This is a genomic window from Exiguobacterium sp. PHA03, assembly GCF_041945985.1.
Classification (GTDB): domain Bacteria; phylum Bacillota; class Bacilli; order Exiguobacteriales; family Exiguobacteriaceae; genus Exiguobacterium_A.
In genome coordinates, this window is sequence record NZ_JAUTYQ010000001.1 from 706,410 (window position 1) to 731,388 (window position 24,979).

Sequence of the window (24,979 nt, forward strand, 5' to 3'; positions counted from 1 at the left end):
CTCTTGAAAAGGAGTGTGCTTTTTTGTTGATTCATTCCCATAAGTTTTAAAAAGTACTTTGCATTACAGAGTAATTCAGTTTATCGTTAAGGAACTGAGACATCCAGAATAAGGAAGGGGTTGTACGAGATGGAAATCGATAAAGAATTATTAAAGGGGCACGTCGACACGATCATCTTGTCGTTGCTGAACGAACAAGACCGATACGGGTATGAAATCGCGAAGACGATCCGGCAAACGTCAGACGAGCAGTTCGAACTGAAAGAGGCGACACTCTATTTGTCACTCAAACGCCTTGAGAAAAAAGGATTCGTCATATCCTATTGGAGTGACGAAGCAGCGGGCGGCGGACGACGTAAATATTATGCGCTGACGACTGAAGGAAAAATCCTTCTTGCGAAAAAACGACTTGAATGGCGTTTTCTAAAGCAGCTACTCCCGAAGTTTCTTGAAGAGGGAGACGGCGCGCTTGAATAAACTCGATCATTTTGTCCATGACTTGTATCAAGATGCGGATGTGACGGATCCGGAAATCTTCGACGTCATGGAAGAGACGCGAAGTCATCTTGAACAATCGGTGCGAGACTTGATGATTCAAGGTTATTCGGAAGAAGAAGCGACGAAGCTTGCCATGTATCGTTACGGTAGTAAGGAGCATGTCGATCAGCTCTTGACGTGGGTCTATCGAAAAGAGCGGACGTTCGCTTCGTGGTTGCTCCGCATCGGAATCAGCATCGCCGCTGCAACGATAGTGTTCTTTATCGGCACGATGATGTTGAGCCAGCATCAGTCGCTCGCCTATGCGGATGCCTTTTATGGCAATGAACGTTCGATTGAATCTTACGAACGCATTTTAGAAGAGCATCTGTTACTAATATCGATTTCCGGACAAGACGTTTCGTCCTCGCGTGACTTCACGGTTCACCGATCGATTTGGTTACCGGAGCTGTTCACTTCGCATGGCATGTATCTGATTGACGAACAGCACCTGACAACGACGGAAAGTTTCAATGTTACGAAATTCGGTGCTGTACTTGCGCTAGTCGGCTTGACGATTTATCTCGTGACATCAATCATTTGGAGCGTCATCAAGCTTTATCATGCAGGACGATTGCATCTATTAAGTATCGTCTCAGTCGTATTCTTTAATGTACTGGGTTATTGGTTTTGGGCATTACGAAAATAGGAGGGGTCATATGTCGCAACAAATTAAGCTGATTTGGTCACAAGCATTCACGGTGAAGCAATGTGTACTCTATCTTTTGATCATCCTCGGTTTACCAACTCTTCAGTTCAGTTTCATTTATAAGAGTTACCAGTTCTTCCTACCGACAGAAGTATTCGAAGAGACGCTATCAGGAACGATCCCGATACTGTTTCCGATACTTGCAGTCTTGATTTTCTTGCCGATCTTCATCGCTGAATACAAGGATAACTATCTGACATACGTTCGAACGCGTGCCAGTCTAAAGGATTATCTATTTGCGGTCGGTTTCGTCAATGTGATGCTGACAGGATTTGTGTTCTTTTTAATGACAATCGTCACGTTCGTCCTCATTCGTTATGTCGAACCGTTTTTCGGTCTAGTCAATTACGCGCCGCTAAGCGAAAAGACGCATGACGTAACGAATGCATTTTCATTCTTGGTGGACATTCACCCGTTACTCTATGCCGTTCTTTACGCCGCTTGGATTGGACTCAACGGAGCAGTGTACGCGACACTTGCTTACCTGTTGATCTTATCGCTCGAACAAGTCTATCTCGCAATTTCATTACCGTTCTTCGCCTACCATATCTTTAACTTCGTCGCTGGTATGATGCAAGCTCCACAATTCTCACCTATCAGTACGGTCTTTCCGTTTAACATCACGGAGCAGCCGCTTTGGACAGTGTTCGTACCGTTTACTGTTTTAATCGTTGTTAACTTCACGCTCTACCTGACGATGATTCGACCGAAACCGGAGTGGATCTTTCAGTCATGATGAAGACACGGAATATTTTGATTGTACTGAAGAGTTTATTCATCCTCGTGATCAGTTACGTCGCATGGTATAGACGGCAAGAAGTATTGACGAAGGCGCAGGAGTTCGGCAGAAACGTCAACGCGTGGGACATCACGTTTGCGATTCAAAATGATATGTACCTGTTACTCTTTTTCCTGATGCCGTTACTCTTGTTCCTCTCGTTTCGAATGATTGAACAGCAATATGAACCGTCGATTTTGATTCGGGTCGGCTCATTTCGGAACTGGCTATACTACTCGACAAAATGGTATTTACGTGCCGTCCTACCCTTGTTCGGATGCGTCTTGCTACTGAGTCTTCTTAGTGCCAGCGATCAATCGTTTACGTTGCAATGGAGTACATACAGTCAAATCTCGACTAGTGGCAACATAAGTCATCATCTCAGCGCGACTTTTCGCTCACCACTGTCAGTGATTTTTTTACAACCGATTCTTTGGTTGCTTGCGAGCATTATGTTACATGGGTTCATGTGTCTTGCGTTTCTATTGCATGAAAAGCATAAGGGCTTGTTGCTACAGGCGACAGTGGTAGTGATTTGGTGTATCTTCAGTTTTAAATCATCGTTTGCAGTAGGAGAGTTCTTTTCAGCCGCCGCGTATTTCTCTGTCGGGGCTGTATCCAATAGAATGCATCCTTGGATGGCACTCATCGTCCTCAGTATTGCGATTGCGCTGATCTATCTATCGGTCCAATGGATGCGACCGCTTCGTCAGCTACTGACTTCACGAAAGGAGTTCGTACCGTATCTCACCTATGCGATGATTGCCAGTCTGTATATCTTCCTCAGTAGTAACCGAGCGTCGACTGAGCTACAAACGATCGGTGATCTCTTCGTCGTCGCATTTTACGGTGTCAATGCAATGGACAGTTCGTTTCTTCAACTCATGTCGTATCTGATTCTTTTTTTCGGACTTGCTTATTTAAGTCAATTGCGTCTGCAAAATCAAATGACGGCAATCGAACCATACACGTGGATGCGTTACCAACGGCTCGAGAAATGGGCGTTTCACGTCTTCGTAAGGGAAGGACGTTTCTATCTACTTGCCCTCGCGTTTCTAATCATCGGAACAACAGGTATCGGAATATTGCAAGGGTTATCGTTGTCACTTTCGACTAGTCTCTTATCGATTTCGTCGATGCAATTGCTTCTACAACTGATCGGTATCTCGATGCTTCAACTGATGCTTTATTCGCTTTTGAGCTTCATCTTACTGTGGCAATTTCCGGACGGTTACGCGATGCTCGGGTTGTTTGGTGTCTTATCCGTCTTCTTGTTGCCAAACTTCAATCAATACGGAATCTTTCCGTCCGGACTGAACGGATTCGCTCAGCTTCAGTCGTTCAGTCTGACACATCTATTGTTCGTCTTGCTGATCTATCTTGGGCTTTCACTTGTCTGGTTATACTTTCTGTTTCAAAAAAGCATTCGTATATAAGGAGGACGTTTCGTGGAAATGATTAAACTAGAGCAGGTCACGAAAGGGTATCAAGGCAACCCCTTGTTCGAAGATATCGATTTGACGATTCAAAAAGGAGATATCGTCGGCATCACTGGACCAAACGGTTCAGGGAAATCGGTCTTGTTCAAGATGATTTGCGGCTTCATTCATCCGGACGCGGGAACGATCACAGTTCGAAATGAACAGCTCGGTCAGACGCGACGCTTTCCGGAAAACGTCGGTGTCATCATCGATCGACCGGGCTATATCGCCCATAAATCAGGATTTGAGAACTTAAAACAACTCGCAGCAATCCGGAAAGTGGTCACCGATGCCGAGATTGAACAGGCGATGCGGACCGTCGGCTTACAGCCCGGTAATCGGCAGAAGGTCAAACAGTATTCGCTCGGGATGAAACAAAAGCTCGCGATTGCCCAAGCCATTATGGAAAAGCAGGACATCTTGATTTTGGATGAGGCATTCAATGGGCTCGATCACGATAGTGTCCTGCGTCTGCGAGAACTATTATTGTCCTTCAAAAAAGAAGGGAAGACGATCATCTTGACGAGTCATAATCAACAAGACATCGATGCGCTTTGCGACTCCGTCTACCGCATCAATCAAGGTCGGATTGAACAGGTCGGCTAACATAAACAGGGAGTGGATCAACGGATCCACTCCCTGTTGCTGTACGATAGATTATTTTCCCGGCTTCGTTTTGTAGAAGCTGTAGAAGACGCTGATCAGGATGACGAGGACTATCGTACCGAGCGACATCCAGATTGGCATTTTGTAGACGTCACTGAAAATCATCTTCGCTCCGATGAAGACGAGCATGAAGCTTAAACCGTGTTTCAAGTAGTAGAAACGATCAATCAAGTTCGCGAGGACGAAGTAGAGACTACGAAGTCCAAGGATTGCCATGATGTTCGCATAGAAGATGATGAACGGATCACGCGAGTACGCGAAGCTTGCAGCGACTGAGTCGACGGCGAAGACGATATCTGATACTTCGATGAAGAGTAGGGTGATCAAGAGAGGCGTGAAGAACAACTTCCCATCAATTCGTTTTGCGAACTTACCAGACGAGATGTCTTGTGTGATCGGTAAACGTTTCTCTAACCAACGAATCGTTCTGTTCTCTTCGAGCGACGTCTCTTGACCGATGTTCTTGTACATCATCCAACCTGTGTAGACGAGGAACGCTCCGAAGATGTAGTACACCCAAGCGAAGTTCTCAAGTAGCGAGACACCAGCGACGATGAAGATGACGCGGAAGAAGATTGCACCGAGAATACCCCAGAACAAGACTTTGTGCTGGTACTTCAATGGAATTGCGAAGTACGCGAAGACGAGTGAGAAGACGAAGACGTTATCAATCGCGAGAGCCTTCTCGATGAAGTACACACTCGTATATTCGACAGCAGCGGCGCTACCTTGATCAATATAGAGCCAGCCTCCGAAGGCGACAGCGATCGCGATCCAGACGAACGTCCATGTCCACGCCTCCCGAAGCGAAACTTCATGTGCCTTGCGATGGAAGACTCCAAGGTCAAGGGCGAGCATGATGAAAACGATGGCTAGAAAAGCAATGAGTAGTGTCAACAGCGCTTCCTCCTTTAAGGTGATTAGTTATCTTGAGTTAATTATAAGTTCATAAGAACTCAAAAGTAAAGGGATAAGTGTGCTCTTTTTTGAAATTGTGAACAAAATCCGCCAAAGGTACTGTTCATGCGAACAGTGCCTTTGGCGGATTACGTGAGTGGTAGAGAATGCAGTTCAACATACAGAGCGAGAGTATCGATGATTGTAGCCGAGCTCATCGTACACTCATGCGATCGTTAAGCATAAAAATCTTCTTTTACTACCGTTCGAGACGACGTGAGACACCAGTCAAGATGACGGCAAGAATGACCATGATACCGCCGACCCATGGCGTGTGGACGAGTCCGATCGTATCGGTGACAAGACCACCGATCGTTGCGCCAAGTGCGATTCCGATATTGAAAGCTGCAATATTTAAGGCAGAGGCGACATCGACTGCTGCTGGGACGTATTTTTCAGCCAACTGGACGATATAGAGTTGGAGTCCGGGGACGTTCATGAAGGCAAGAAGTCCCATTAAGATGATCCCGATGATGCCAGCGACCTTGAACGGAATCATGAATGAGAGGGCAATCATGACAATGGCATGGATGATGAACATATAGAACAATGCTTTAATCGGGTTACCATTCGCGAGTTTTCCGCCAACCGTATTCCCGATTGCGACGGCGATTCCGTAGACGAGCAGAATGATACTGATTAAGCTCGGACTGATTTTCGTGACGTCCTGCATGATCGGTGTCAAGTACGTAAAGGCGACGAACGTTCCACCGTAACCGAGGGCAGTGATCAAGAAGCCGAGCATCAAGCGTCCGTTCGTCAACAATTTGAACATGTCGGAGAACTTAGCAGGTGGTGATTGTTTCAAGTCTTTTGGAATCAAGAAGAAGCTTGCGATGATCGCAATGATTCCGAGTGCAGCAACCGCAAAGAACGTCGCGCGCCAGCCGAACGATTGACCAATGAATGTACCAAGCGGGACACCCGTGACGGTCGCGACCGTCAGACCGGTAAACATCAAGGCGATGGCACTTGCTTTTTTATGCTCCGGTACGAGCTGGACAGCAATCGTCGCACCAATCGAGAAGAAGACACCGTGCGAGAACGCCGTGATGAAACGGGCGACGATCAACAATTCAAATGTCGGTGAGATGGCGGAGATCAGGTTACCGGCGATGAAGACGACCATCAATGCCATCAGTAACGTTTTCCGGTTCATCCGGTTCGTCAGTGCCGTCAAAATAGGTGCTCCGACGGCAACGCCAATTGCGTAACCAGAGATGATGAGACCAGCGAGTGTGATACCGATATTTAAGTCACGAGCAATCGCTGCGAGCAGTCCGACAGGAACGAATTCCGTCGTACCGATCCCAAAGGCGCTGATTGCTAAGGCAAGTAGGGCAAGTCCGCCGTTTCTTGGAGCCTGTTCCTCCTGTACCTGTTGATTTAATTGATTCATGGGGATTCCTCCTAAAATGATTTCAGTAGGGATCGTGTCCGGTGGGCCCGACTAAACATGATCCGCTTGACATGACCCCAGCATAACGGGGGTTGTTCCTTTCGGGAAGTACGTACTTTAAAGTGCGATAGGCACTAAAAAGTACCCTACTCGTTCTTTTGGATGCAAGGTCTAAAAGGAGATTGTACTTTCCGTTGACAATTGCTATCATATAGCCAGCCAATCCGCTTGGGAAGTACGCACTTTCAAGTACGATAGGCACTAAAAAGTGCCTATGTTCTCAACGGAATCTCGAAAGGATGGATCGCACATGCCATACAATATCCCGGTCGAAGCAACACTAGAAGTCATCGGTGGAAAGTGGAAGGTCGTCATCATGTGTCATTTAATCAAAGGCGAGCGCCGGACGAATGAGCTTCGTAAGCTGATGCCGACGATCACGCAAAAGATGCTGACGCAACAATTACGGGAGTTAGAAGAAGACGGTGTCATCATCCGGACGGTCTTTGAACAAGTCCCACCAAAAGTCGTCTACTCGTTATCCGAGTACGGCTGGTCGCTGAAGCCGATTCTTGACGCGATGTGTGCATGGGGTGAAGGACATATCAATTTGACAGGCGGAGAGGTTGTTTCGTCTTAATCGCCAGAAAAAAGGTTCGACATTATGGTCGATCCTTTTTTTGCGCTCAAATTGTCTGGAAATAAATAAGTTGTACAGTAAGTGATCATTAGAAAAATCTTTTATTATATTTACTCCATCAACTGTGAAAAATCCTTAAATTTTTTGGGCGGTTTTTATCAGATATCAATAAAACAAGTCAATAAAGTACTAGTATTGAGAAATCCCTTGATAAGAAAGTCATGAATACAACATGATTGATTTGAGTCTATAGGGCGGGTTCCTGATTTTGGAATATTTGTTACGATCAAGTGGAAGAAAGTTTTAATTTTCTCTTTCAAGAACTAATGCCATGTTTCATCAGAGTGAATGACTTTCTATCTTGACAGAGAAAGGAGGAGTTCGGATGTCTGCTATGTTCGTGTCGTATCAATTATCTTTGGAAGAAAAGTTCTTCAACATGATCGAAAACAAATGGTTCTGGATGGTTTTCGCTCTTGTCATTTTAGTAGGAGTATTTGCATATGCGTTCTATTGCACAAGTCGAGGTTACAGCTTTAATGGAAACGTGAAATTAAACTGGCCAAAGTTCTGGCAAATGGGAATTGGCTGTAAAGCCTCGTAACGTACTTAACTGGCGGGGGCTCGTAGAGCTCCCGCTTCTTTCAGGAGGTAGAAACATGATTGAAATCGATGATTTGACAAAATCATTTAAAAAGAATCGCGTTATCGATGCGTTATCAGCATCATTTTCTTCAACGGGTGTCTCTGTCATAGTTGGAACAAATGGCAGTGGAAAGACGACACTATTGAATATGTTGACGAATTTGCTAGAAGCTGACGGTGGCGGCATTCGAATTGATGGTATTCCACCTGGTAGTCAGGCATACAAATCTAAATTTTTCTATCTTCCTTCTGACTTTTATTTACCAGGCTACATGACTGGTAAGGAATATGTACAGTTCGTTTTAAGTCGATATGAGACCAGTGAAGAGGGTAAAGCTCCTCTTTTAATGGACTTACTCGATTTGGCGGACGGTCAAAATAAAACCATTGAGTCGTATTCCTTTGGTATGAAGAAAAAAATTCAAATTGTCGCAGCCATTGCTGCCAATACTGACTATATAATTGCTGATGAAATTTTCGGCGGACTTGATTTTGATACGTCTTTGCTCGTTCAGGAACTGTTTGCAGCAGTCAGTACGACGAAAAAAGTGATTATCGTCTCTCATGAACGAAATACGATTGATCGTTTTTCCGAAGATATACGACTTATGAGACAAGGTTCACTTGTCAATTTTGAAGGAACTCCAGAGGAATTGACGGATGTTATTAAACAAGAGGAGGTCTTACGTGAAAAGCTCGACATCGTCAGCAAACATTTTATGTCTACTGAAATTCTTCTTTAATGATACGTTTCATGGACTTTTCAATCGTCCTTTTTTCAAAAGTCGGATGAATCGGTACGTGTTAGGTATTCTTCTAATGGGTCTCTATCTTGGATACTTTTATCTAAACATGGTTCAGCTCTCCACCCTATCGAATAATGCAGTGGAAGCAGATGAGACAACACGATTGCTGGCAGGGAAGATGACGCTCAGCAGTTATTTTAATGTCGTCTTTATTTTAGGTACCTTTATGTTCGTTTTAATTAATGGAACCGTCTCATTGAATCGGAACTCTTTATTTTTTGCGAAGACACTTCCATTCTCAGAAAGAGAAGTCAATATCAGCCAGCGATTATTTAAACTCTCTGTTGCCCTAGTCTTTTTCGAATTACTGATGATCATCGTTGCACCAGCACTGAAACTAATTCCTATGCGCTTGGGAACGGCACTGCTTGTTTTAATAACACTTCATACTGTATTCATCAGTAGCTTTTGGTTATTGGATTGTCTCCATGCAGCAGTATTGCATCGTTTATCAGGTATGAAGCGTACTATTTTCAGTTTCATTCTTGATCTAGTATTAGTGGGTCTCGTGACACTTCATTTATTAAAAACACGATTTCAGGTTGATGTATGGGTTAGTACGTTACCGTATTCGATTTTAACGATCACGCTAGTTATGTTGATGACGAGTCTTGTCGTTGGCACGATTGCCTATACTCTTCATGCAGTTTTCTTTGCTCGAAACCATTTGTATGTCCGGCAGAATTACTTCAAGTTAGGATTGCCTGCTTTCAATATTGGTTTAGCGACTACTATGCCTGCAATCATCCGAAGTAAAAACTTTCTGTACTTTTGGGCATTACTTGGTGTGATGTCAATCGGAGCATGGTACCAAGTCGGGTGGGGGGGAACTTTTCAACTCTGGTTGTTCTTATTGCCGATACTTGGAGTAGTGACGATTACATATGCAGACGCAACATTAGCAGTTAGAAAGTTGTACGGACTGTACCGGATCCATCCCTTGATGGAACTCATGTCACTCCTTGCTGTCGCCATCATCTTGATGGCACCTGCACTATATGTCGGTATCATTGAGACAAACAGTTTGAATCCATATATGTATGGAATCAATATCTTTTTCGCGGCTACAATTGCAGGATTTTTATTTCCGAAATCTCAAAGTAATATCAATGAGACGATTGCATCCGTGTTGACGATCATTTTAATTGTCTTACTGTCTGTCCTCGTCAGTATCGATGGGGCATTGTATCCGACTTTAGCGATCTTACTTGGTGTTTTATATCTCATTTTAAAGAAAGAATACGAGGTGGCAAAATGAAAATCACGAAATTAATTGGTGTTGGTACTGTTTTGTGGGCAATTATTTTTTTGGTCGATTATATTTATGAATTGTTTCAAATCAATGAAACGAGTGTCGTGACGACGATGACAGGATTAAAAATTACAACGGTAATGACTAAAGAGGAATTGAATACACACTTCGCGTTGACACTTCAAGCGCTTGTTCTCTATTTAGTGTTTATCGTTTTATTCACATTGTTTGGTGTTTTCTTACAGAAGCGGCGAACGTTAGCGCGTCATGACAGCTGAGACAGTTCTGCATCTTATCAGCTATATTCTTCTGATTTTCATTGTCGTAGCGATACACGAAATGATCCATTTATTGTTCGCATGGGTGTTTCGACGGCGACCGACAGTGAAACTCGATCGATTTTTAACGCCAATCGTCCGCTATGAGAATAATCAGAATGACTGGCAAAATTTAATCATTGCTGCTTCTGCACCTGCGATTTTATTTTCGTTCGGTATTTGGATAGAAGGAGATGGCGGTGGATGGGTCTTAGTTAAAATTTTATGTTTATCAAATGTATTTAATTTTTTCCCGGTGACAACAGACGGCCAGATGATCCTGTTATCCTGCTTAAGAATGATTAGAAAAGAACAGCGCAGAAATGACGCTCTGTAATATTTGTGCATTTCTATGCAAATAACCCCTCATTCCTCGAGCGGAATGAGGGGTTATTTACATGGAAAAGATTCTAGCGAAGATAAATTTGGTATCCGGCGTTATTTTTGAGCGATATACCTCTTTTGATCGAAATCATATTTAAATGCAACGATCATTAATGCATCACCCGTTGGATTTCGATACGAGTAGAGAAGCGTCCCCTGTTTTTCTCGGTACACGACTGTGCCTTCAGCATAGACTTCTCCAATCGTAGAGTAATCTTCTGTATGATGAAGCGTCATGACACCAAGTCCTATACCTGAAAGAACACGATCGACGTCAGCTAGCGTCATGCCGGGCTTGATCTTCTTTCCAGGTAAGAGTCGTTTCTTTGACGGTGTTTTAGGGATGTATTCCTTCTCTGCAAGGTATAAGGTGTGACCGTTTTGTTTCGTCTTGAAAATCAGATGCATTCTTTGCTTAAACCAATGATCGTCTGTTACTTCATAGGGATAAAAGGCAAAAGCGTACAAAGCATAGTCATCTTCAATTTCTCGTAATGCAGCTTTTTGTTTGAGTGTTGTGACGCCATGCTCTTTCTTTATGTATTTCTTATATGATTTTCCGTAGAGCGATTTTGCAACGTTTGTCGCAGTCATGCCGAGTTTTAGCTTCTTGTAAGACGCATACTCCTTTGTCGCTGCGTCGACAGAATGAGGTGCGAAAACAGCACCAATCATCGAAAGTGTGAACAGAAGCGCGAAGAGTACTTTCAACTGAACACGGTGTGACTTTTTCGGACGTATCATCATAATTGTGTCTCCTTTGATGAGCTTATTAAAAACCGTGCGATTCTTTTCGTTTGAGATACCAGAGTAGTCCTGTGGTAATGCAAAGACCCATCGCACCTAGTATTCCGATGTACAAGAAACCATTGAGATCATTTCCGATATTCTTTTGAAAAAAATAGGATGAACCAAAAATCGCAGTGGCAAGCATGAAAATATTGCGTAGATGGCGAAGTATTTGGAGCATTGTGGACAATCCCTTCTGATTCAGTTGTCTGCTCGACGGATTTCAATCGCGACAGTCGAGTCCTTTGCAAACGTCACTTGAATCGTGTCACCCGTCTGAATGTCAGCCGTGTTATCTGTTTTGCCATACACGATCGTATCCGTTGTGACGCGAATCTTTGTCAAAGCATACTGTTCGTCCGGTTTTTGTTCGCTCGGAGCGACGAATAACGTGTCCCCTGTAATCTCTTCGACAACACGTGCATCGTTCTCGTGTGTACAGGAACCAAGCGGCATACAAAGGAATAGAATAAAAGCGAAAAGCCAACGACGCGTCGGCATGAACCAGGCACCTACTTTCGTCAGTTAATAGGGTTAGATGAAATCGTATTATTATATAAATTTTACCAGTTGTGACACCGATTGATGCAAATCAGAAAAATCTTTCTTGCTTTGAAATGAAAGGAATTCAGGCATAAACTACGTATGATTGATAAAATACCCTCATCTCGATCAGAGGAGGAATTACGATAAAGCTAGCCATCTGTACCTGCTACGAACCACTGGATGTTGTGCATATTAGAGTGATACCTCGTTTGGATCCGAAATCAACTGTAGTACTCATCAAAGTGTATGCATCTGTCGTCCACTCCAATCTTGATTTACGTTGCATCGTGCGCTGCCGGAACGGCTGCTGTTCGAATCGCAAAAGCAAAAGGGCTGCAGGTGACGGCTGTCTGTAATGGACAAAATGCGGAGCGGGTCAAAGCGCTCGGTGCCGATCACGTCATCGATTATACAAAGGACGGCTACGATGGATTGTTGCTGAAGTACGATGCCGTCTTCGATGCGTCTGGAAAGATTAATAAGACGAAAGCGAAACGGCACGTCAAACAAAACGAGTCTTTGCATCCGTCGCGGGGTAAGGTGTGGCGAGAGAACGGAAAGAAGATATACACTATTTGAATAAACTGTTTGAAGCGGGACGATTTAGAGCCGTCACGACCATATCTGTTCACTTGATGAAATCGTCGAAGCGCACCGTTATGTCGACACCGGGCGAAAATTCGGTAACGTCGTCGTTTTAATTGCAGAAGAATTAAGTTGATTTAGTGGGTTGGACGTAACTGTTTTTGAGCATTCAGTGCTCGAAAGTAAGTTTGGAAATTACTAAGAAAACGTAAAAAAACTGACAACGTCTACCATACATGATGTCATGTAAAGAAGCCTTCTCGATTGTATCGGGAAGGCTTCTGCTTTAATTTCGGATTGGTCAAAAAAACGGTATTCATTGATTACAGACTTTTAAAGCGTCGCGATTTTTGACACCAGATGCAGAATGGAGTGAAACAACGAATGTTGAATCATTTTTCTTTATGACGGATGACACATTACACCAAGCTGAGTAATAGTTGAGGCTGTTGGGAGAGGAAGTCGTCGTTTTCGACGTAGCGATGATAAGACAATGACGAATCGTTCATATGAAAGAGCGTCAACTGTTGACTCTCGAAGTCGACTTCTTCAATGTAGACAAGTTCTGCAGCGTCACCGGAGTGATGGGGAAGAAGCAGTTTTAAGGATAGTCTCTCCCGTAAAGCAATGAATAACATGACTTCCATTTTATAAGTCGCCGAAATGGAAGAATCATTGTGAAGAATAACGGATGAATCGATGGAGAGGCAAATAAGCGGATTCATAGTAGATAACGACACCGGATGAGTGATTTCTTTTTGAAGGTGCTGCATGATGGACCTCCTTATAATAAGAACGTATGTTCATATTATGGGGGATGAATCCATTTTTTGCAATCCTATATAACGTTAATAGCCTCATGATGTCTCATTCATAATCGTTCGAGTTTCACTGTGAGATAGCGGAATCTACTTTTCGAAAAGAATGCTGAAATTCTTATATATCTTGCGATAACCGAATCATATCCGTGCACCGGATCCCGTTTTCGATGATCACCTCTTCATAGTGTCTCAAGAAGAAGTTTAAATCGACTCCAACGATTCTGAATCCACATTTTTGGTAAAGTGCTAGCTGTCCAATGCTTGAATTGCCCGTCCCGATTTCAACGGTCGTATACCCCAGTGTTTTCGCTGTGCGAATCGCATGTCGTAAAAGATTTTTTCCGATACCTTGTCCTTGATGCGACTCATCTACTGCGATATTTACGATTTCTATCGTTTGAGGTCTTGTCGGGAGAAGTACATATACACCAATCCATTGGTCATTCCTTTCAGCGACAAAACAATAACCTCTTTTTGCATAGCTTTCGACTAACTTTTGAGACGGGTCCGCTGCTAGCAAGAGGTCCATCGGTGGATTTTCATGGACGGATAATTGTCGGATGTTCATATTCATTCTCCTCACGGATCGATTGATATATGTTTGTCTTAGGCTTCAGTTTCACTCTGCTGCCACAATAGCTGATGTAGAAGCGTTACGAAAGTACCTGTGAACTTCTGTCCTTCTTAAGAATACAAAACAGCATGTAAGAAAAAAAGTCGTTATCCGTATCGAGTAACGGAAAACGACTTTCTTTTGTTAGATTAAGATCATGATCGTTTAGTTAGACGGGAGAAGCTTTACGACATGCAAGGTGGATTTTTTCCCGTTCGTGATGGAGTAAGTGAGTTTCCCATCTTGCAGTAGAGGAACCGATACCAACTCTTCAAAGTCCGTCAGAGGAGCGACGGTCTTCGCTTTTAAGTCCGCATACATCAACTGATTGATGCCTTCTCGGAAGACGATTTGTGTGTTCGAAAGGAATTGAATACCGTTAATCAACGTTTGGGCACTGGAAGCAGAATAGTTCAGCGTCTTTTCGTCCAATCCGATGGGTTGGAATATGGCGTCGCCTTCTGTGCCGAGAGCGAAATAGGTGCCACTACGACTGAAATCAATTAACCCGGACATCTCTTTTTTGTAGGCACCATCCAGCGTTTCAAGCACACGGACGTTCTTTCCGTTGTTAAAGTGAGACGTGTATAAGGTCACGCCGTCATCGCTATCGCGGTGCTCGTATGTGAATAGACCGTCTTGTACCTTTCCTGTTTTTAAGATGAAGGACTGGAGTGGTGTGATCTTTCCGGTTTTTAACGAATACGTCTTGATCGTGGAAACCGTTTTTTGTGCAGTCGCTTCTTGCGTGATCCAGGAAACCCGAGTTGACGTGACATCGATTCTCGGAGGAGATGTATCGAAGCGACTTTCGCCAGTATCCAGCGTTGTCACCTGATTCGTTGTAATTCTTAGTTGACGAATCGACCATTTCACACCTGTCTTTGTCGGCTGTTCCGTTTCGACCCATAGTAAAAATTCACCTGTACCCGTCATCATCGGGATTGCATTCTTCGTCGCACGGACGATTTTGTTATGCTGTCGTTTCGTATCGTATGTATAGATGACACTCTTGTTTTCTTGTAGGTCAAAGTAGAAGATCTGGTTTTGGTAGAAATACTGTGGATCGATCGAGACACGGTGTTTGCTCAGTAATGAAGAAAGGTCGTACGTTTTCGTTTGACCTAACGTGACGCGCTTCGTTTGCTTTTCTAATTCGATTGCTTGTTGGTTATTGGAGTCGGTCGTTGCTTTCTTCAAGGAAGTGTTTACTTGTTCAGGTGACGCGATATTTTTTTGTGCTACACGCGGTGTCGCTTGTTCTTCCATCATGGTACAACCCGCTGTCGTCCAAACGATGGTCGAGAGGAAAAAGACGGATGCGAATCGATGTAATTTCATATCGGATAGCTCCTTCGAAGATTTTTGGAAATGTAGTTCATTGCTGTACCTCATGTGAAGAAGGACTCGAACGACGGGTGTAAAGAAATACGAGATACCACCACTTTAATGTGTAGGCGAATAAGAAGATACACATCCATGCCCACGGTCGCAGTGTCGTCAATCCTTCGTAAAAATGTTTGAATTCTGTAATGTCAAGACGGTACAAAGAGTTCCAAATGAATAGTGCATACAGGAAAAGCATCGCTACCACCGCTCGGATCGACGCTTTTCTCAAGGCTGGATGCTTGATCGCGACGAAGATTGCACTGATAAGCGTGATGAAAAAGAATGCGTAGGAAAGTACCCACACCCACATGTCATTGGTTGGTCCCATATGTATTTTCCTCCTCAGTTAATCATGGATGCGTCTAGACGATCGTCTAAACAAAACAGAAAGAATGACATCAATTAGTAAGCCAATCAAGAACCAACTGATCAAGGTCAGGCTGTAGATCAGGAACAGTGGGACATGGAAGGAATCTAGCCACGTTCCAAGAAAGGATCGTGATTCGAGAAGCCAGAAAACAGGGCTCGTCAGAAACAACAAGATGTTTTTATCATCGTAGCCGAAGGCATTGAACAGACAGACAGCAAGTGAGAGCAAGGGTAGCCAGAGTCGAAAACCTTTACGCATTATTATTCATCTCCTGTTTGAGTGAGGTTGGTTTTATCGGACCTGAATCAAAAAGGCGGATAGACCGTCACCATGTTCGTTCCATCCGGCAACGACCTCATAGGTATACGTACCTTGAGCAGACGGTGCGCTAAGAATGTCGTTTATTAATGAAACCTATTCACTTTTCGTTTTCGAATCCCAGCGTACGACTTCGAGCGAATCGGGTTTACGATCAAACGAGAGATGAATTTTGTCAGAGGGTGAGACGATGACGGGTTTACTTTTTTCAGTCATGTGTAAAGCATCCACATAGATCATGTCCGCACATTGAGCACTGAACAAACTGGACCAGCAATAAGAACCTTGGACAGTTGGAATCGCTTTACCGTTTACTTCGACGTTTGGGTCATAGGGTTCGATCCGAAATGGCTCAAAATAGATAAAAAAAGCAATCACGACAAGTAGTGAACCAATCAAAATGAATTTAAGGATACCAGCTCCTCCTTTATTGAATAATTAATAGTGTTAAATCGGAAATTAAAATCAATCAAGTCATATATCATGCAAAAGAATCTTCATATAGAATCATTTTCCACAATAAACTATCAAATCCCTTCAAATGGATGAAGGGATTATGAATGAGGCACACGTGTCTCTTTGAGATGACTAGGTTTTGGGGAAGTCATTTTCCTTTTACGAAGAATAGAGGAATCAATGCTTCTCCCAGTGGGCTTGATAATCGAGAATATATTGACTTAGGGGAATCGGCTCAGTACCAGTCACCTCGCGGAACTGACGGTTCGTTCGTTTCGTGAGTCCAAGACTAATCGGGAGGTGTAACATGATGACTTCATTGACGTAGCTTTTCGGATATCCTTTTTGAACCATCTTCATTTGGAAGAATGGAATCGAAGGGTTCGTGTAACGGATCGTCTTTCCTAAGAGTAGCGTCATCAGACTTGCGATTTCATGGAAGCCGAAAACTTCCTCGCCATGCAACGTATAGACACGATTGAAATGGGGGGCAGGATGTTCGAGGCAATGGATGACGAACGTCGCGATATCCCGGATGTCAATCATGCTTGTCTTCCCAAGACCAGCGGGCGTAACGATCTGCTCGTGAAAACGGATGTCATCACGCATGAAGAGATTCAAATTTTGCATGTAGTATCCGGGACGGATGATCGTAAACGGGATACCGGTCTCTTGAATGATCTTTTCGATCGTATGGTGAGGTGTCAGCGGAAAGATTGGAACATCCTTGAACGAGAGATAAACAATGTGCCGGACTGAGGTGAAGCGCAAATAGCGCAGAAAGAGATGGAACTGTCGTGTTGATACTTGGGACGGATACATCAAAAAGAGTTGATCGACGCCTTTTAACGCTTGTGAAAACGTTGAGATATCGGCGTAGTCCAGGTGACGATAGTGAAAAGCATTGCCGAATTTCTCTGAAGCAGCTGCTGGGTCGATGACAGCCGCATGAAAGGGAATATGTCGCTTCATCATTGCATGACCGACGGCTAGTCCAACGTTTCCTGTGAATCCTGTTACTAAAATCGTCATGTGTAACGTCCTTCCTGTACACTTGACTGAACTGCTGTTTGATGAGAAGTAAATCATGATATGTCTAAGAAAAAGTGAGGTGGTAAATCATCCGCTAATTGCTTTATCGTAACTTGATTGAGCGTATTAAAGAATGAAATCAGTGCAACATCTAATAGTTGATCTAACGCACATACCTGATAACGCGTTCCCGGAAAAAGCGGACGTTCGAATAACGCGACGACATCTCCGACCCGGACAGTATGACTCAATGGGAGGAGTTGAACACCGCCTTCTCGTCCAGCATGGGTTCGTAAAAGACCTGCTCTTCCTAAAATTGAAATGATTTTCGTGAGATGCTCGTACGAGATGTTACATTGAAGCGAAATGTCTCTCGTCTTTACGTATTCTCCTCTTCGTGTCATCGATTTTGAGGTGTGTGCCAAAAAAAGTAATGTCAGTAAGCCATGTTCCGTAGCACGTTTCAACCGCACGACCGCATCTCCTTTCATTTTTGACTGACGATGATATCAGACAATCAAGAGACAATATCGCGTCATGGAGGAAAAGGGCGCTTTCGTCATGTAAACATGCGTGTAGGAATCATCGAATGTGATCAAAGCAGAAATGAGGTGGGCGCGAATGTACCGACAGGAGAGGCTTCGCCGTTGAGGCGTAATCAGTTCATCTCTTCGAGAATCGAAGTCGAGCAACAATTGCAATGGGTACTCTGTGAATATCGTCACCTGACAATGAATGCCGAGCCGGTGATAATAATCGACGATGCATTGACGAACGAACAGTGCTCGTTCATGAGTAATCATATGCTTTGCCCTCCTCTTCATTTACCCAATCGGATAGGTGGTCTTTTATATATTGCCGAAGGGTGATCGGTCGTTCACCAATTAGTTCTAGAAAGTGGTTATCCGTCTCATCCGCTAGACCTAATAAGATCGGCACATGAAGTTTGATGATTTCATTGGTTTCTTCGTAAGACAATCCATGTTGCATCATAAAGGACCGGAAAAAATCAATCGACGGGTTCGTATACATGATCTCTGTTTCAAGTTCTTCTCCGAGAAGCCGGGCGACTTCGTAAAAATTGTAAGCCGCTTCACCGCTGATCGTATAGATTTTATTGAAGTGAGTGGCTGGGTTTTCAAGACACGTCATCACGACGGTCGCTACGTCACGGGCATCAATCATGCACGTCTTACCAATTCCTGCCGGTGCGAAGAGGTGTGCATGATCTCGTAACATATCTCGCATGAACATGTTTAAATGCTGCATGTAGTAGCTAGGACGAATGGTCGTGTAGGGAATGTCGGTTTGGCGAATGACGACTTCAATACGATGATGTGGCGTGAATGGGAGGGATAGTGCGTCTTTGGCTGAGAGGTAGACGATGTGTTGCAGGGCAGTCTGTCTGAGATAATGAATAAAATATTCGAATGTCTCCAAGCTCGCGTTTGCAGGAAATTCGAGAAAGATTTGATCGCAACCTGCGAGTGCTTCTACGAACGTCGAGCCATCCTGGACATCGAATCGACGAAAGTCAAAATGCTCTCCATATAATTCGGAAGCGGCTTGTGGATCGGATACCCCAATGCAAAAAGGCTGTTCTTCCGTGCGCATACGTTGGCTGACGAGCTGCCCGATCGGTGAAGAAAAGTCCGTAATGAAAATCATGGGAAGGTTCCTTTCCTCTCTTAGGTGAACGAGGCATCACTGATGTTGGAAAATGGTAAATAAAATACTTGTATTAGTTATATAATACCCTAATTATCCTTCAAATACTGGATAGATGATAGTTCCTGCTAAAAACATAAATAAGTATTCCATTTATTCAATATATGAACCTTAATAATCAAAAAAATTAATTATTAATACTTATGTTTACATATCTAGGTTTATTATGAATATTACTTTTCGTACTTGTTGTGAAGGCTATCGTAAATGTACGCGTATGTTTCCTTGAGTGTCTTAATCGCATTCACGTCTGTTCCGATGACATCCACTACATCAGTCGACACATACAAAAGGAAATCCGAGTCATAGAAGACGATATAAACTGGCGTGTGCCCTCGATAGACGCTTAAGCAGTAGGAGATGATTTCATCTAGCTTTATATGTTTCACATGTGCATATACGACACCCGTATGAGCTACTTCATCTTCCACGATATACTCTTTCCAGTTTCGAATCGTGATCGATGAGCATACTCGTGCCTTTGCTAAGTAGCGCCGATGATAATGGATGTATGCAGCAACGAATAGAAGGTGGATGGATCTGTCTTCTTGAAAAATCGTCTGAAGAATTTCTTTCAATTACGAGGCATTTAGGTCTTCCATTAAAAAGCGGATACGGCGTTCTGGTGTTGACTGAAAATAGGGTGTTGGTTTCTTGATATCAAGCTCGATCTGGAACCGAGATAAATCAAGCATATAGAAGTCTCCTCATTCTATTAAAGTTTTGATGACGAATAGGGAATGTGACGGATGAAGGCATCCAGCTGAATGTCGAAGTACGCTTCAAGATCGAATCGAAGTTGCCTTTCTAAATCAGACAAGCATGTCACCAAGGTGTCGAGAGGAATAACAGTGTTCATCCGTTCGTCGCCCCATATCGATTGAATGCGACCTTGATCCGTGAAAGGGACCATCGATACGATTGCCCCTTCTTCATCATGATCAAACTCCACCGAGTAATAAGAGAAGGCAGGAATGAAGATCGACGTCACCTGTCTTTTCCACCGATACAACGATTTATAAAACTCGAAGATGGCTATCGATGTTTCGAGATATAGTGCTTGATCAATGATGATTTTGACATTCGCTTCAATCGACAGAATGGTGAGGGTGTCCCTTGCTGAAGAATTTGAAATAGAGTTCGGTGAATTTAAAAAATCATACGTACATCTAATTTGAGAAGACATGTTCATCACTCCGGTTCATGAATTGACATTAGCTGAATACTTTATTTCGTTGCCGAAACGGACGAATCCCTAGAGCAACCGAAGCCCCGATGCAACTAAATAGACACCCGATGATTAAAGGAAGAGACAGCGTCGATTCACCGATCAATACTGAAGCAACACCACCGATTAGAGGGAATAGTGCCACCATATAGCCGCTCTTCGCACCACCGATCCGTTCGACGAGTTTCAAATAAAACAGCCAGGCAAGAAATGATGCGATCACGGTTAAATACAGTAAAGCAGAAAGATAGGTGACGGTTGTCGGGAGCGTAAGCGGTGTTCCTTGGAACCAGACGATAGCGCCCATCAGTAGACTCGCGACAGTAAATCCAATCGCGTTGGCGTGGACCGGGTTGATTCGTTGTTTGGCGTTACGCGCTGAACTGGCGTCACCCACTGACGTCAATAGCGTGCCGACCAAGGCAATCAAGACCCCTTTTAAATCGGTCAGTCCATCGATGCTACTTAGACTCGGAACAATCAGGACACCGACGCCGATGATACCAAAACATCCGCCAATCCAAACGCGCGCATGGAGGGTCTCTTTTAAAAACAAGCGCAGAGCGATTGGTGTCAAAATGACCTTGAGTGAGAAAATCAACGTCACGATGGCGGCAGAACTTAAGATCGTCGCGTAATAAAGACATAAGTAACTCAGAGCGAAGTTACAGACACCGAATACGACGATGAAAGGCATATCCGTCGCGCTAGGTTTGTTCGTTCGTTTAATGAATAACGCGAATAGGATGAAAAGAACAGCGGTCATCGCTAATCGATAGGTCAGGGATACTTCCAAGGCGACAGGTGTTCCTTGGATTTTGACAGCAATGAAATTCAGTCCCCAGACGATCAAACAAAATAGATACATGAAATATGTCATGGTTCGTCTCCGTTCTAAATATGTCGTAGTGTAACTTCCATGACTCAGTGTATCAGAGAAGCATGGTATTCGGTTTGCTGAAGTGACGTTCGAAGTAATGAAATGGGGCTGACTCAAAAGTCAGTCTCTAAAAGATAAGGGTTGCAGAATGATGATCTTCCACCCTTATCTCATGACAAAAAGAATGACGCGTCACACGCCACTCCTACAGGAAAAAACGCATTTATGCGTTGTCAGAGACGAACAAGACCCGCTTTCCTGATTAAGTGAAGCAGGAAATTGGCTTGTGTCTCGCCTGAGGAAAGGGCGTGAAAAGACGCGTCGTTCTTTTTTGAGTCAGCCTCTTGCGCAGAAAACAGGTTTAATTGGTTCGCTTCTGTAGATCAATTTTAACGGTGATTTTTTTACCGACTGCAGCCCCGTCCGCTAACAGTACATAGGTCGCTTTTTTGTCTGGCACGCGATAGACCAAATCTACTTGAGAGCGATACGGAGGATAATACTGAAAAGCATTGACCCATGCTTTTTCATTGTGATTGACGTAATCGATGGGTTCATAAGCATGTCCTTTCGCATCTTGAAGCGTGAAAGTGTTCGGTCTGTAGACCGCATAGCCGATGTCACTCTCTCCCTTTTCATGTAGGATGACTGGCACCGTTACATAACGTTCATTCTTGAGTGTCGGTAAATCGAGCGACGGGGGTGGTGTCCGAATTAACCGATCCACATGGAAAGTACTCTGTTTATGGAGCGGATCACCGGGATAGGTTTGAACTAAGCCTTGATCCATCAGTTTGTCGATGGTCGTCGCAGTTGACTTAGACGGTGCTTTTTCAGTTGGCTTTGAATCATTTTTCATATCGCGTAACTTACTTCCCGTCGTTTGGACAGTTGGTATTTTTGAAGTGACCGGAGTCGTCGATGTATCAGTATCCTCAGACGACGCGAAGAAGAAGAGGGTGAAGACTGCAGCAAGTAAGACGCCACCCGTCGTTCCAAGGGCGATTTTAAAGCGACGCTCTGTCGCTTTCGAGTTGATGACCACACTCCCAATAGCAGCATTTGGTGTAATTCGTACGGCGCGTTGTGCAGGGAGCAATGCACCGAGGACACCAGTTAACATCGGGATCAATAACATCGTACTTAAGAAGCCGAGTTCGCTGACCGGGAACTGATTGTAGACAAAGCCAATCATCCCGAGGGCGACGAGTAGACCGAGTATGCCGGCAAAGAGTCCGGTCATCATCCCTTCAATCAGGACGAGCGAGCGGATGTACCCATCTCGCCAACCGGTGGCTTTTAAGACGGCAAGTTGTGTTTTTCGTTCATTGACGTTCTGCCACATGATTTCCGTCGTCGTCAAGATAGCGATTAGAAATGCGACGCCCATTGCGACATAATGCATCGTTCCGACTTCAAGGGCGACGAATTCACCGAGCCACGTCGCATATAAGACACCTTTTAAGCGGAACGTGACGAACAGGAAGAAGATGAACAGGCTTGTAGGTAAGGCAATCACAATGATCGACAGGAGCGTCCGTTGCCAATAGGTCGCGAGCTGGTTGATGCTCATGCTGACGATGCCCCGAGCACGGACAATCCGGCGTCCTTTTGAAACTTCCCCCGACTTCATGCTCTCATAAGGACGAATTTTCCGAATGAGTGCCATCGGAACAAGCGTGCCGCCCCAGTAGATGAGAAGACCCACGAGACCAATCAGGATGATACGTCCTACTGAAGTCGCATGGCTCGTCGTCAACCAGAATGAGCCGAGGATCGCCCAAGAAATCAAGGTGACGAAGCTTCCTAAGAGAGTCGCTTCAAGGAACAATAACTTCGAGAGTTGACGCGGGCGCCAACCGAGCGACAGCAAAATCGCGAATTCCTTTTTCCGAGCAAACAGCAAAATGATGTTCGAACTAAAGACATACACTAAAGCAACCGCGATGACGCTTAAGATGACCCCGCTCATCCCAACCTTGGCTTCTTGGAAAATCGCCATCGAGGAGCCGAGCTTGATCCACGGCTGTTGCACCCAGCCGAGAGCCGATTCTCCTTTTAAACCAGGTAAGTAGGTCAAAGCGAGTTGTGGCGAGGAACCGAGTGTGACGTCTGTGATCAGTCCTGTTTTATCTTCGATTTCTTGCGCGACCGCTTGGAGTTTCTTTTCGCTCTCTGCATTCATCGTCTCGACACCTTTGACATTGACGCGAATGACAGAGATTGCTTTTTTGCCTCGTAACTTGAAGGCAGCATCCAGTGTCGTCAGCATCGAAGGCGGTTTTGTCAGGAAGTCATAGGCATCATTCGTCGGTTGGACATCACGTGGTGGATTAACTGGACGATCCTTCTTATCCATGACCCACTGAGCCTTCGCTGGGAAGTAGGTCTCCATTGGTAGTTCCGTTAACGGATCTTTTGAAATGTCTAGCTTTTTCGGATCAAAGATACCAATGTAATTAAAACGCATTTTAGGCATGTTGTTGATGTCTGTTCCAAATAGACGTGCTTCACGGTACATCGTTCGTTTGGCGAGTAGGCTATCGTTTGTGACTTCATATGGTTTGACCTGGTAGCTGAATGGCCACCGGGAGGGGTAGGGGCTAGCGACACTCTGATAGGAAATCGGTGATGGTTTGAGTGCTAGCCAATTAAAGCTTCCGGGTGGCTCTTCTGGAACCGTATGTTTTAGAATGTCATTCACTAATGTCTTCTGCGTATCCGAAGTCGTGACTTTATATGTTTTTTTATCCGATAAAGGTAACGTGTTCAGGTACTTGTAGCCACCTTTTTGAATAACTTGCTCCATCGTCGTATTGATCGAATCGTTCTGTAAGGGGAGATCAACTTTTTCATATTTATATGTCCGGAAGGCATCAACGTACTCGCGCTGATTTAATAAGATCGGGATTTGATAGACGTCACTCCCCATGTCAACGGGACTGTCATCCGTTTTAAAATAGCGGCTGTATGTAGCGGATTTAGTCGATTGATCCAGTCCGACCATTTTCGCCTCGGCTTCCGGATCAATTCCAGCGAGCATCGTCGCACTACCATAAGCGAATAATGGTTGTTCTCCGAGTTCTAATAAAGACACGCCTTTCACACGTGTCCCGCTTGGAGGTTCCCAACCGGCAGCAAGGAACGAAGTCGTCGTATCTTTTTCCATCCTCAGACCGGTATTTTGGGAGTCGGTGATCGTCAGTTTATAGATGCCGGGATCGGTGATCGTGTGGGTACCGACGTTCGCATCGATATAACTATTTCCGATCATCGCAATCGGGGCAGCGACTTCGACATCCGTAATTTTTTTGATCGTCTCATATTGTTTACGCGCGATGCCGCCGTCAAGACCACTTGTATAGTTTGGTTCAAGCAACTTCAAATCTTCCGTCACACTTCGGCTGTCTTTCGGACGAACGACAATATCGTAGGACGATCCCCAACGTTTTTGAAGTTCGTCGACGACTGTTCCATTATTGGCTTGCGTCGTCCCAATCAGATAACTCAGTCCGGTACTGACGATCAGGACGCCGACGAGAAGAAGAATGAATCGTTCTTTGTTCCGCCACCAAGAGTTCCAGATGAATCTAAGCATTGATGATGACCTCCTTTTGTAAGTCGAGTTGGTATGTAAGACGATCGTGCGGTTT

Annotated in this window: 30 protein-coding genes; 12 read left to right on the forward strand and 18 right to left on the reverse strand. The window is 44.3% G+C overall.

The window, feature by feature from the left end; all coding sequences use genetic code 11:
- Positions 1-129: 129 nt before the first annotated feature.
- From Q7C19_RS03685 to Q7C19_RS03705, 5 genes are read left to right on the forward strand one after another with little or no spacing between them, the layout of a single operon-like run.
- Positions 130-477 (forward strand): PadR family transcriptional regulator, encoded by a 348-nt coding sequence (locus tag Q7C19_RS03685; RefSeq protein ID WP_290749936.1) that lies wholly within the window; start codon positions 130-132, stop codon positions 475-477.
- Positions 470-1,186, forward strand: a complete 717-nt coding sequence (locus tag Q7C19_RS03690) for a hypothetical protein (protein ID WP_375091650.1) — start codon at positions 470-472, stop codon at positions 1,184-1,186. Before Q7C19_RS03685 ends, Q7C19_RS03690 begins: the two co-directional genes overlap by 8 nt.
- A 10-nt stretch (positions 1,187-1,196) precedes the next feature.
- On the forward strand, positions 1,197-1,982 hold the full coding sequence (locus Q7C19_RS03695) for an ABC transporter permease (RefSeq protein ID WP_375091651.1): 786 nt from the start codon (positions 1,197-1,199) through the stop codon (positions 1,980-1,982).
- Positions 1,979-3,460, forward strand: a complete 1,482-nt coding sequence (locus Q7C19_RS03700; RefSeq protein ID WP_375091652.1) for a hypothetical protein — start codon at positions 1,979-1,981, stop codon at positions 3,458-3,460. Before Q7C19_RS03695 ends, Q7C19_RS03700 begins: the two co-directional genes overlap by 4 nt.
- Positions 3,461-3,478: 18 nt before the next feature.
- Entirely contained in the window at positions 3,479-4,111 is a 633-nt protein-coding gene (locus tag Q7C19_RS03705; protein ID WP_375092144.1) for an ATP-binding cassette domain-containing protein, read from the forward strand.
- Between the two features lie 51 nt (positions 4,112-4,162).
- Here Q7C19_RS03705 and Q7C19_RS03710 read toward each other — a convergent pair whose 3' ends face one another.
- Entirely contained in the window at positions 4,163-5,068 is a 906-nt protein-coding gene (locus Q7C19_RS03710; RefSeq protein WP_035408262.1) for a TerC family protein, read from the reverse strand.
- 259 nt (positions 5,069-5,327) lie between these two features.
- Positions 5,328-6,527, reverse strand: coding sequence for an MFS transporter (locus Q7C19_RS03715; protein ID WP_375091653.1), 1,200 nt, complete (start codon positions 6,525-6,527; stop codon positions 5,328-5,330).
- A gap of 310 nt (positions 6,528-6,837) precedes the next feature.
- On the opposite strand from Q7C19_RS03715, the gene Q7C19_RS03720 reads away from it, so the two are divergent.
- From Q7C19_RS03720 to Q7C19_RS03745, 6 genes are all read left to right on the forward strand, one after another.
- A complete protein-coding gene (locus Q7C19_RS03720; RefSeq protein WP_056061015.1) occupies positions 6,838-7,167 on the forward strand; it encodes a winged helix-turn-helix transcriptional regulator in 330 nt (109 codons plus the stop codon).
- A gap of 385 nt (positions 7,168-7,552) precedes the next feature.
- A complete protein-coding gene (locus Q7C19_RS03725) occupies positions 7,553-7,771 on the forward strand; it encodes a hypothetical protein (RefSeq protein ID WP_035408256.1) in 219 nt (72 codons plus the stop codon).
- 55 nt (positions 7,772-7,826) lie between these two features.
- Positions 7,827-8,555 carry an ATP-binding cassette domain-containing protein gene (locus tag Q7C19_RS03730; RefSeq protein WP_290787151.1) on the forward strand — a complete coding sequence of 243 codons (729 nt, stop codon included), beginning with the start codon at positions 7,827-7,829 and terminating at the stop codon, positions 8,553-8,555.
- A 46-nt stretch (positions 8,556-8,601) separates the two neighbouring features.
- Positions 8,602-9,876 carry a hypothetical protein gene (locus Q7C19_RS03735; protein ID WP_375091654.1) on the forward strand — a complete coding sequence of 425 codons (1,275 nt, stop codon included), beginning with the start codon at positions 8,602-8,604 and terminating at the stop codon, positions 9,874-9,876.
- Complete coding sequence (locus tag Q7C19_RS03740; protein WP_035408250.1) at positions 9,873-10,148, forward strand: hypothetical protein; 276 nt, start codon at positions 9,873-9,875, stop codon at positions 10,146-10,148. Before Q7C19_RS03735 ends, Q7C19_RS03740 begins: the two co-directional genes overlap by 4 nt.
- Positions 10,138-10,524 carry a DUF3267 domain-containing protein gene (locus Q7C19_RS03745; RefSeq protein ID WP_290773723.1) on the forward strand — a complete coding sequence of 129 codons (387 nt, stop codon included), beginning with the start codon at positions 10,138-10,140 and terminating at the stop codon, positions 10,522-10,524. Before Q7C19_RS03740 ends, Q7C19_RS03745 begins: the two co-directional genes overlap by 11 nt.
- A 101-nt stretch (positions 10,525-10,625) precedes the next feature.
- Here the strand turns inward: Q7C19_RS03745 and Q7C19_RS03750 are convergent, their stop codons facing one another.
- The gene (locus tag Q7C19_RS03750) at positions 10,626-11,318 is read right to left on the reverse strand and encodes a hypothetical protein (protein ID WP_375091655.1); all 693 of its coding nucleotides are present in this window, start codon (positions 11,316-11,318) and stop codon (positions 10,626-10,628) included.
- Between the two features lie 243 nt (positions 11,319-11,561).
- A complete protein-coding gene (locus Q7C19_RS03755) occupies positions 11,562-11,861 on the reverse strand; it encodes a hypothetical protein (RefSeq protein WP_375091656.1) in 300 nt (99 codons plus the stop codon).
- 291 nt (positions 11,862-12,152) lie between these two features.
- Here Q7C19_RS03755 and Q7C19_RS03760 point away from each other — a divergent pair, with 291 nt between their 5' ends.
- Positions 12,153-12,485 (forward strand): zinc-binding dehydrogenase, encoded by a 333-nt coding sequence (locus Q7C19_RS03760; RefSeq protein ID WP_290749979.1) that lies wholly within the window; start codon positions 12,153-12,155, stop codon positions 12,483-12,485.
- A 425-nt stretch (positions 12,486-12,910) separates the two neighbouring features.
- Here Q7C19_RS03760 and Q7C19_RS03765 read toward each other — a convergent pair whose 3' ends face one another.
- The 14 genes from Q7C19_RS03765 to Q7C19_RS03830 form a co-directional block, all read right to left on the reverse strand.
- Positions 12,911-13,264, reverse strand: coding sequence for a hypothetical protein (locus Q7C19_RS03765; RefSeq protein ID WP_290773731.1), 354 nt, complete (start codon positions 13,262-13,264; stop codon positions 12,911-12,913).
- A 163-nt stretch (positions 13,265-13,427) separates the two neighbouring features.
- Positions 13,428-13,880 carry a GNAT family N-acetyltransferase gene (locus tag Q7C19_RS03770; RefSeq protein ID WP_035408230.1) on the reverse strand — a complete coding sequence of 151 codons (453 nt, stop codon included), beginning with the start codon at positions 13,878-13,880 and terminating at the stop codon, positions 13,428-13,430.
- Between the two features lie 210 nt (positions 13,881-14,090).
- Complete coding sequence (locus tag Q7C19_RS03775; RefSeq protein ID WP_375091657.1) at positions 14,091-15,266, reverse strand: hypothetical protein; 1,176 nt, start codon at positions 15,264-15,266, stop codon at positions 14,091-14,093.
- Between the two features lie 37 nt (positions 15,267-15,303).
- Entirely contained in the window at positions 15,304-15,642 is a 339-nt protein-coding gene (locus Q7C19_RS03780) for a hypothetical protein (RefSeq protein WP_290750002.1), read from the reverse strand.
- Between the two features lie 18 nt (positions 15,643-15,660).
- Complete coding sequence (locus Q7C19_RS03785; protein ID WP_375091658.1) at positions 15,661-15,942, reverse strand: hypothetical protein; 282 nt, start codon at positions 15,940-15,942, stop codon at positions 15,661-15,663.
- Between the two features lie 156 nt (positions 15,943-16,098).
- Positions 16,099-16,401 (reverse strand): hypothetical protein, encoded by a 303-nt coding sequence (locus Q7C19_RS03790; RefSeq protein WP_375091659.1) that lies wholly within the window; start codon positions 16,399-16,401, stop codon positions 16,099-16,101.
- Between the two features lie 234 nt (positions 16,402-16,635).
- Positions 16,636-17,490, reverse strand: coding sequence for an NmrA family NAD(P)-binding protein (locus Q7C19_RS03795; RefSeq protein ID WP_375091660.1), 855 nt, complete (start codon positions 17,488-17,490; stop codon positions 16,636-16,638).
- A gap of 53 nt (positions 17,491-17,543) precedes the next feature.
- Positions 17,544-17,963, reverse strand: coding sequence for an RrF2 family transcriptional regulator (locus tag Q7C19_RS03800; protein WP_290750013.1), 420 nt, complete (start codon positions 17,961-17,963; stop codon positions 17,544-17,546).
- Positions 17,964-17,999: 36 nt separating this feature from the next.
- Entirely contained in the window at positions 18,000-18,293 is a 294-nt protein-coding gene (locus Q7C19_RS03805) for a hypothetical protein (protein WP_023468121.1), read from the reverse strand.
- On the reverse strand, positions 18,280-19,158 hold the full coding sequence (locus Q7C19_RS03810) for an NmrA family NAD(P)-binding protein (protein WP_375091661.1): 879 nt from the start codon (positions 19,156-19,158) through the stop codon (positions 18,280-18,282). Before Q7C19_RS03810 ends, Q7C19_RS03805 begins: the two co-directional genes overlap by 14 nt.
- A gap of 233 nt (positions 19,159-19,391) precedes the next feature.
- Positions 19,392-19,796: a hypothetical protein gene (locus tag Q7C19_RS03815; RefSeq protein WP_375091662.1), complete on the reverse strand. Its 405-nt coding sequence runs from the start codon at positions 19,794-19,796 to the stop codon at positions 19,392-19,394.
- A gap of 137 nt (positions 19,797-19,933) precedes the next feature.
- Positions 19,934-20,404 carry a DUF7878 domain-containing protein gene (locus Q7C19_RS03820; RefSeq protein WP_375091663.1) on the reverse strand — a complete coding sequence of 157 codons (471 nt, stop codon included), beginning with the start codon at positions 20,402-20,404 and terminating at the stop codon, positions 19,934-19,936.
- Between the two features lie 28 nt (positions 20,405-20,432).
- A complete protein-coding gene (locus Q7C19_RS03825) occupies positions 20,433-21,326 on the reverse strand; it encodes a DMT family transporter (protein ID WP_290750026.1) in 894 nt (297 codons plus the stop codon).
- Between the two features lie 361 nt (positions 21,327-21,687).
- Complete coding sequence (locus tag Q7C19_RS03830) at positions 21,688-24,924, reverse strand: ABC transporter permease (RefSeq protein WP_375091664.1); 3,237 nt, start codon at positions 24,922-24,924, stop codon at positions 21,688-21,690.
- Between the last annotated feature and the right edge of the window lie 55 nt (positions 24,925-24,979).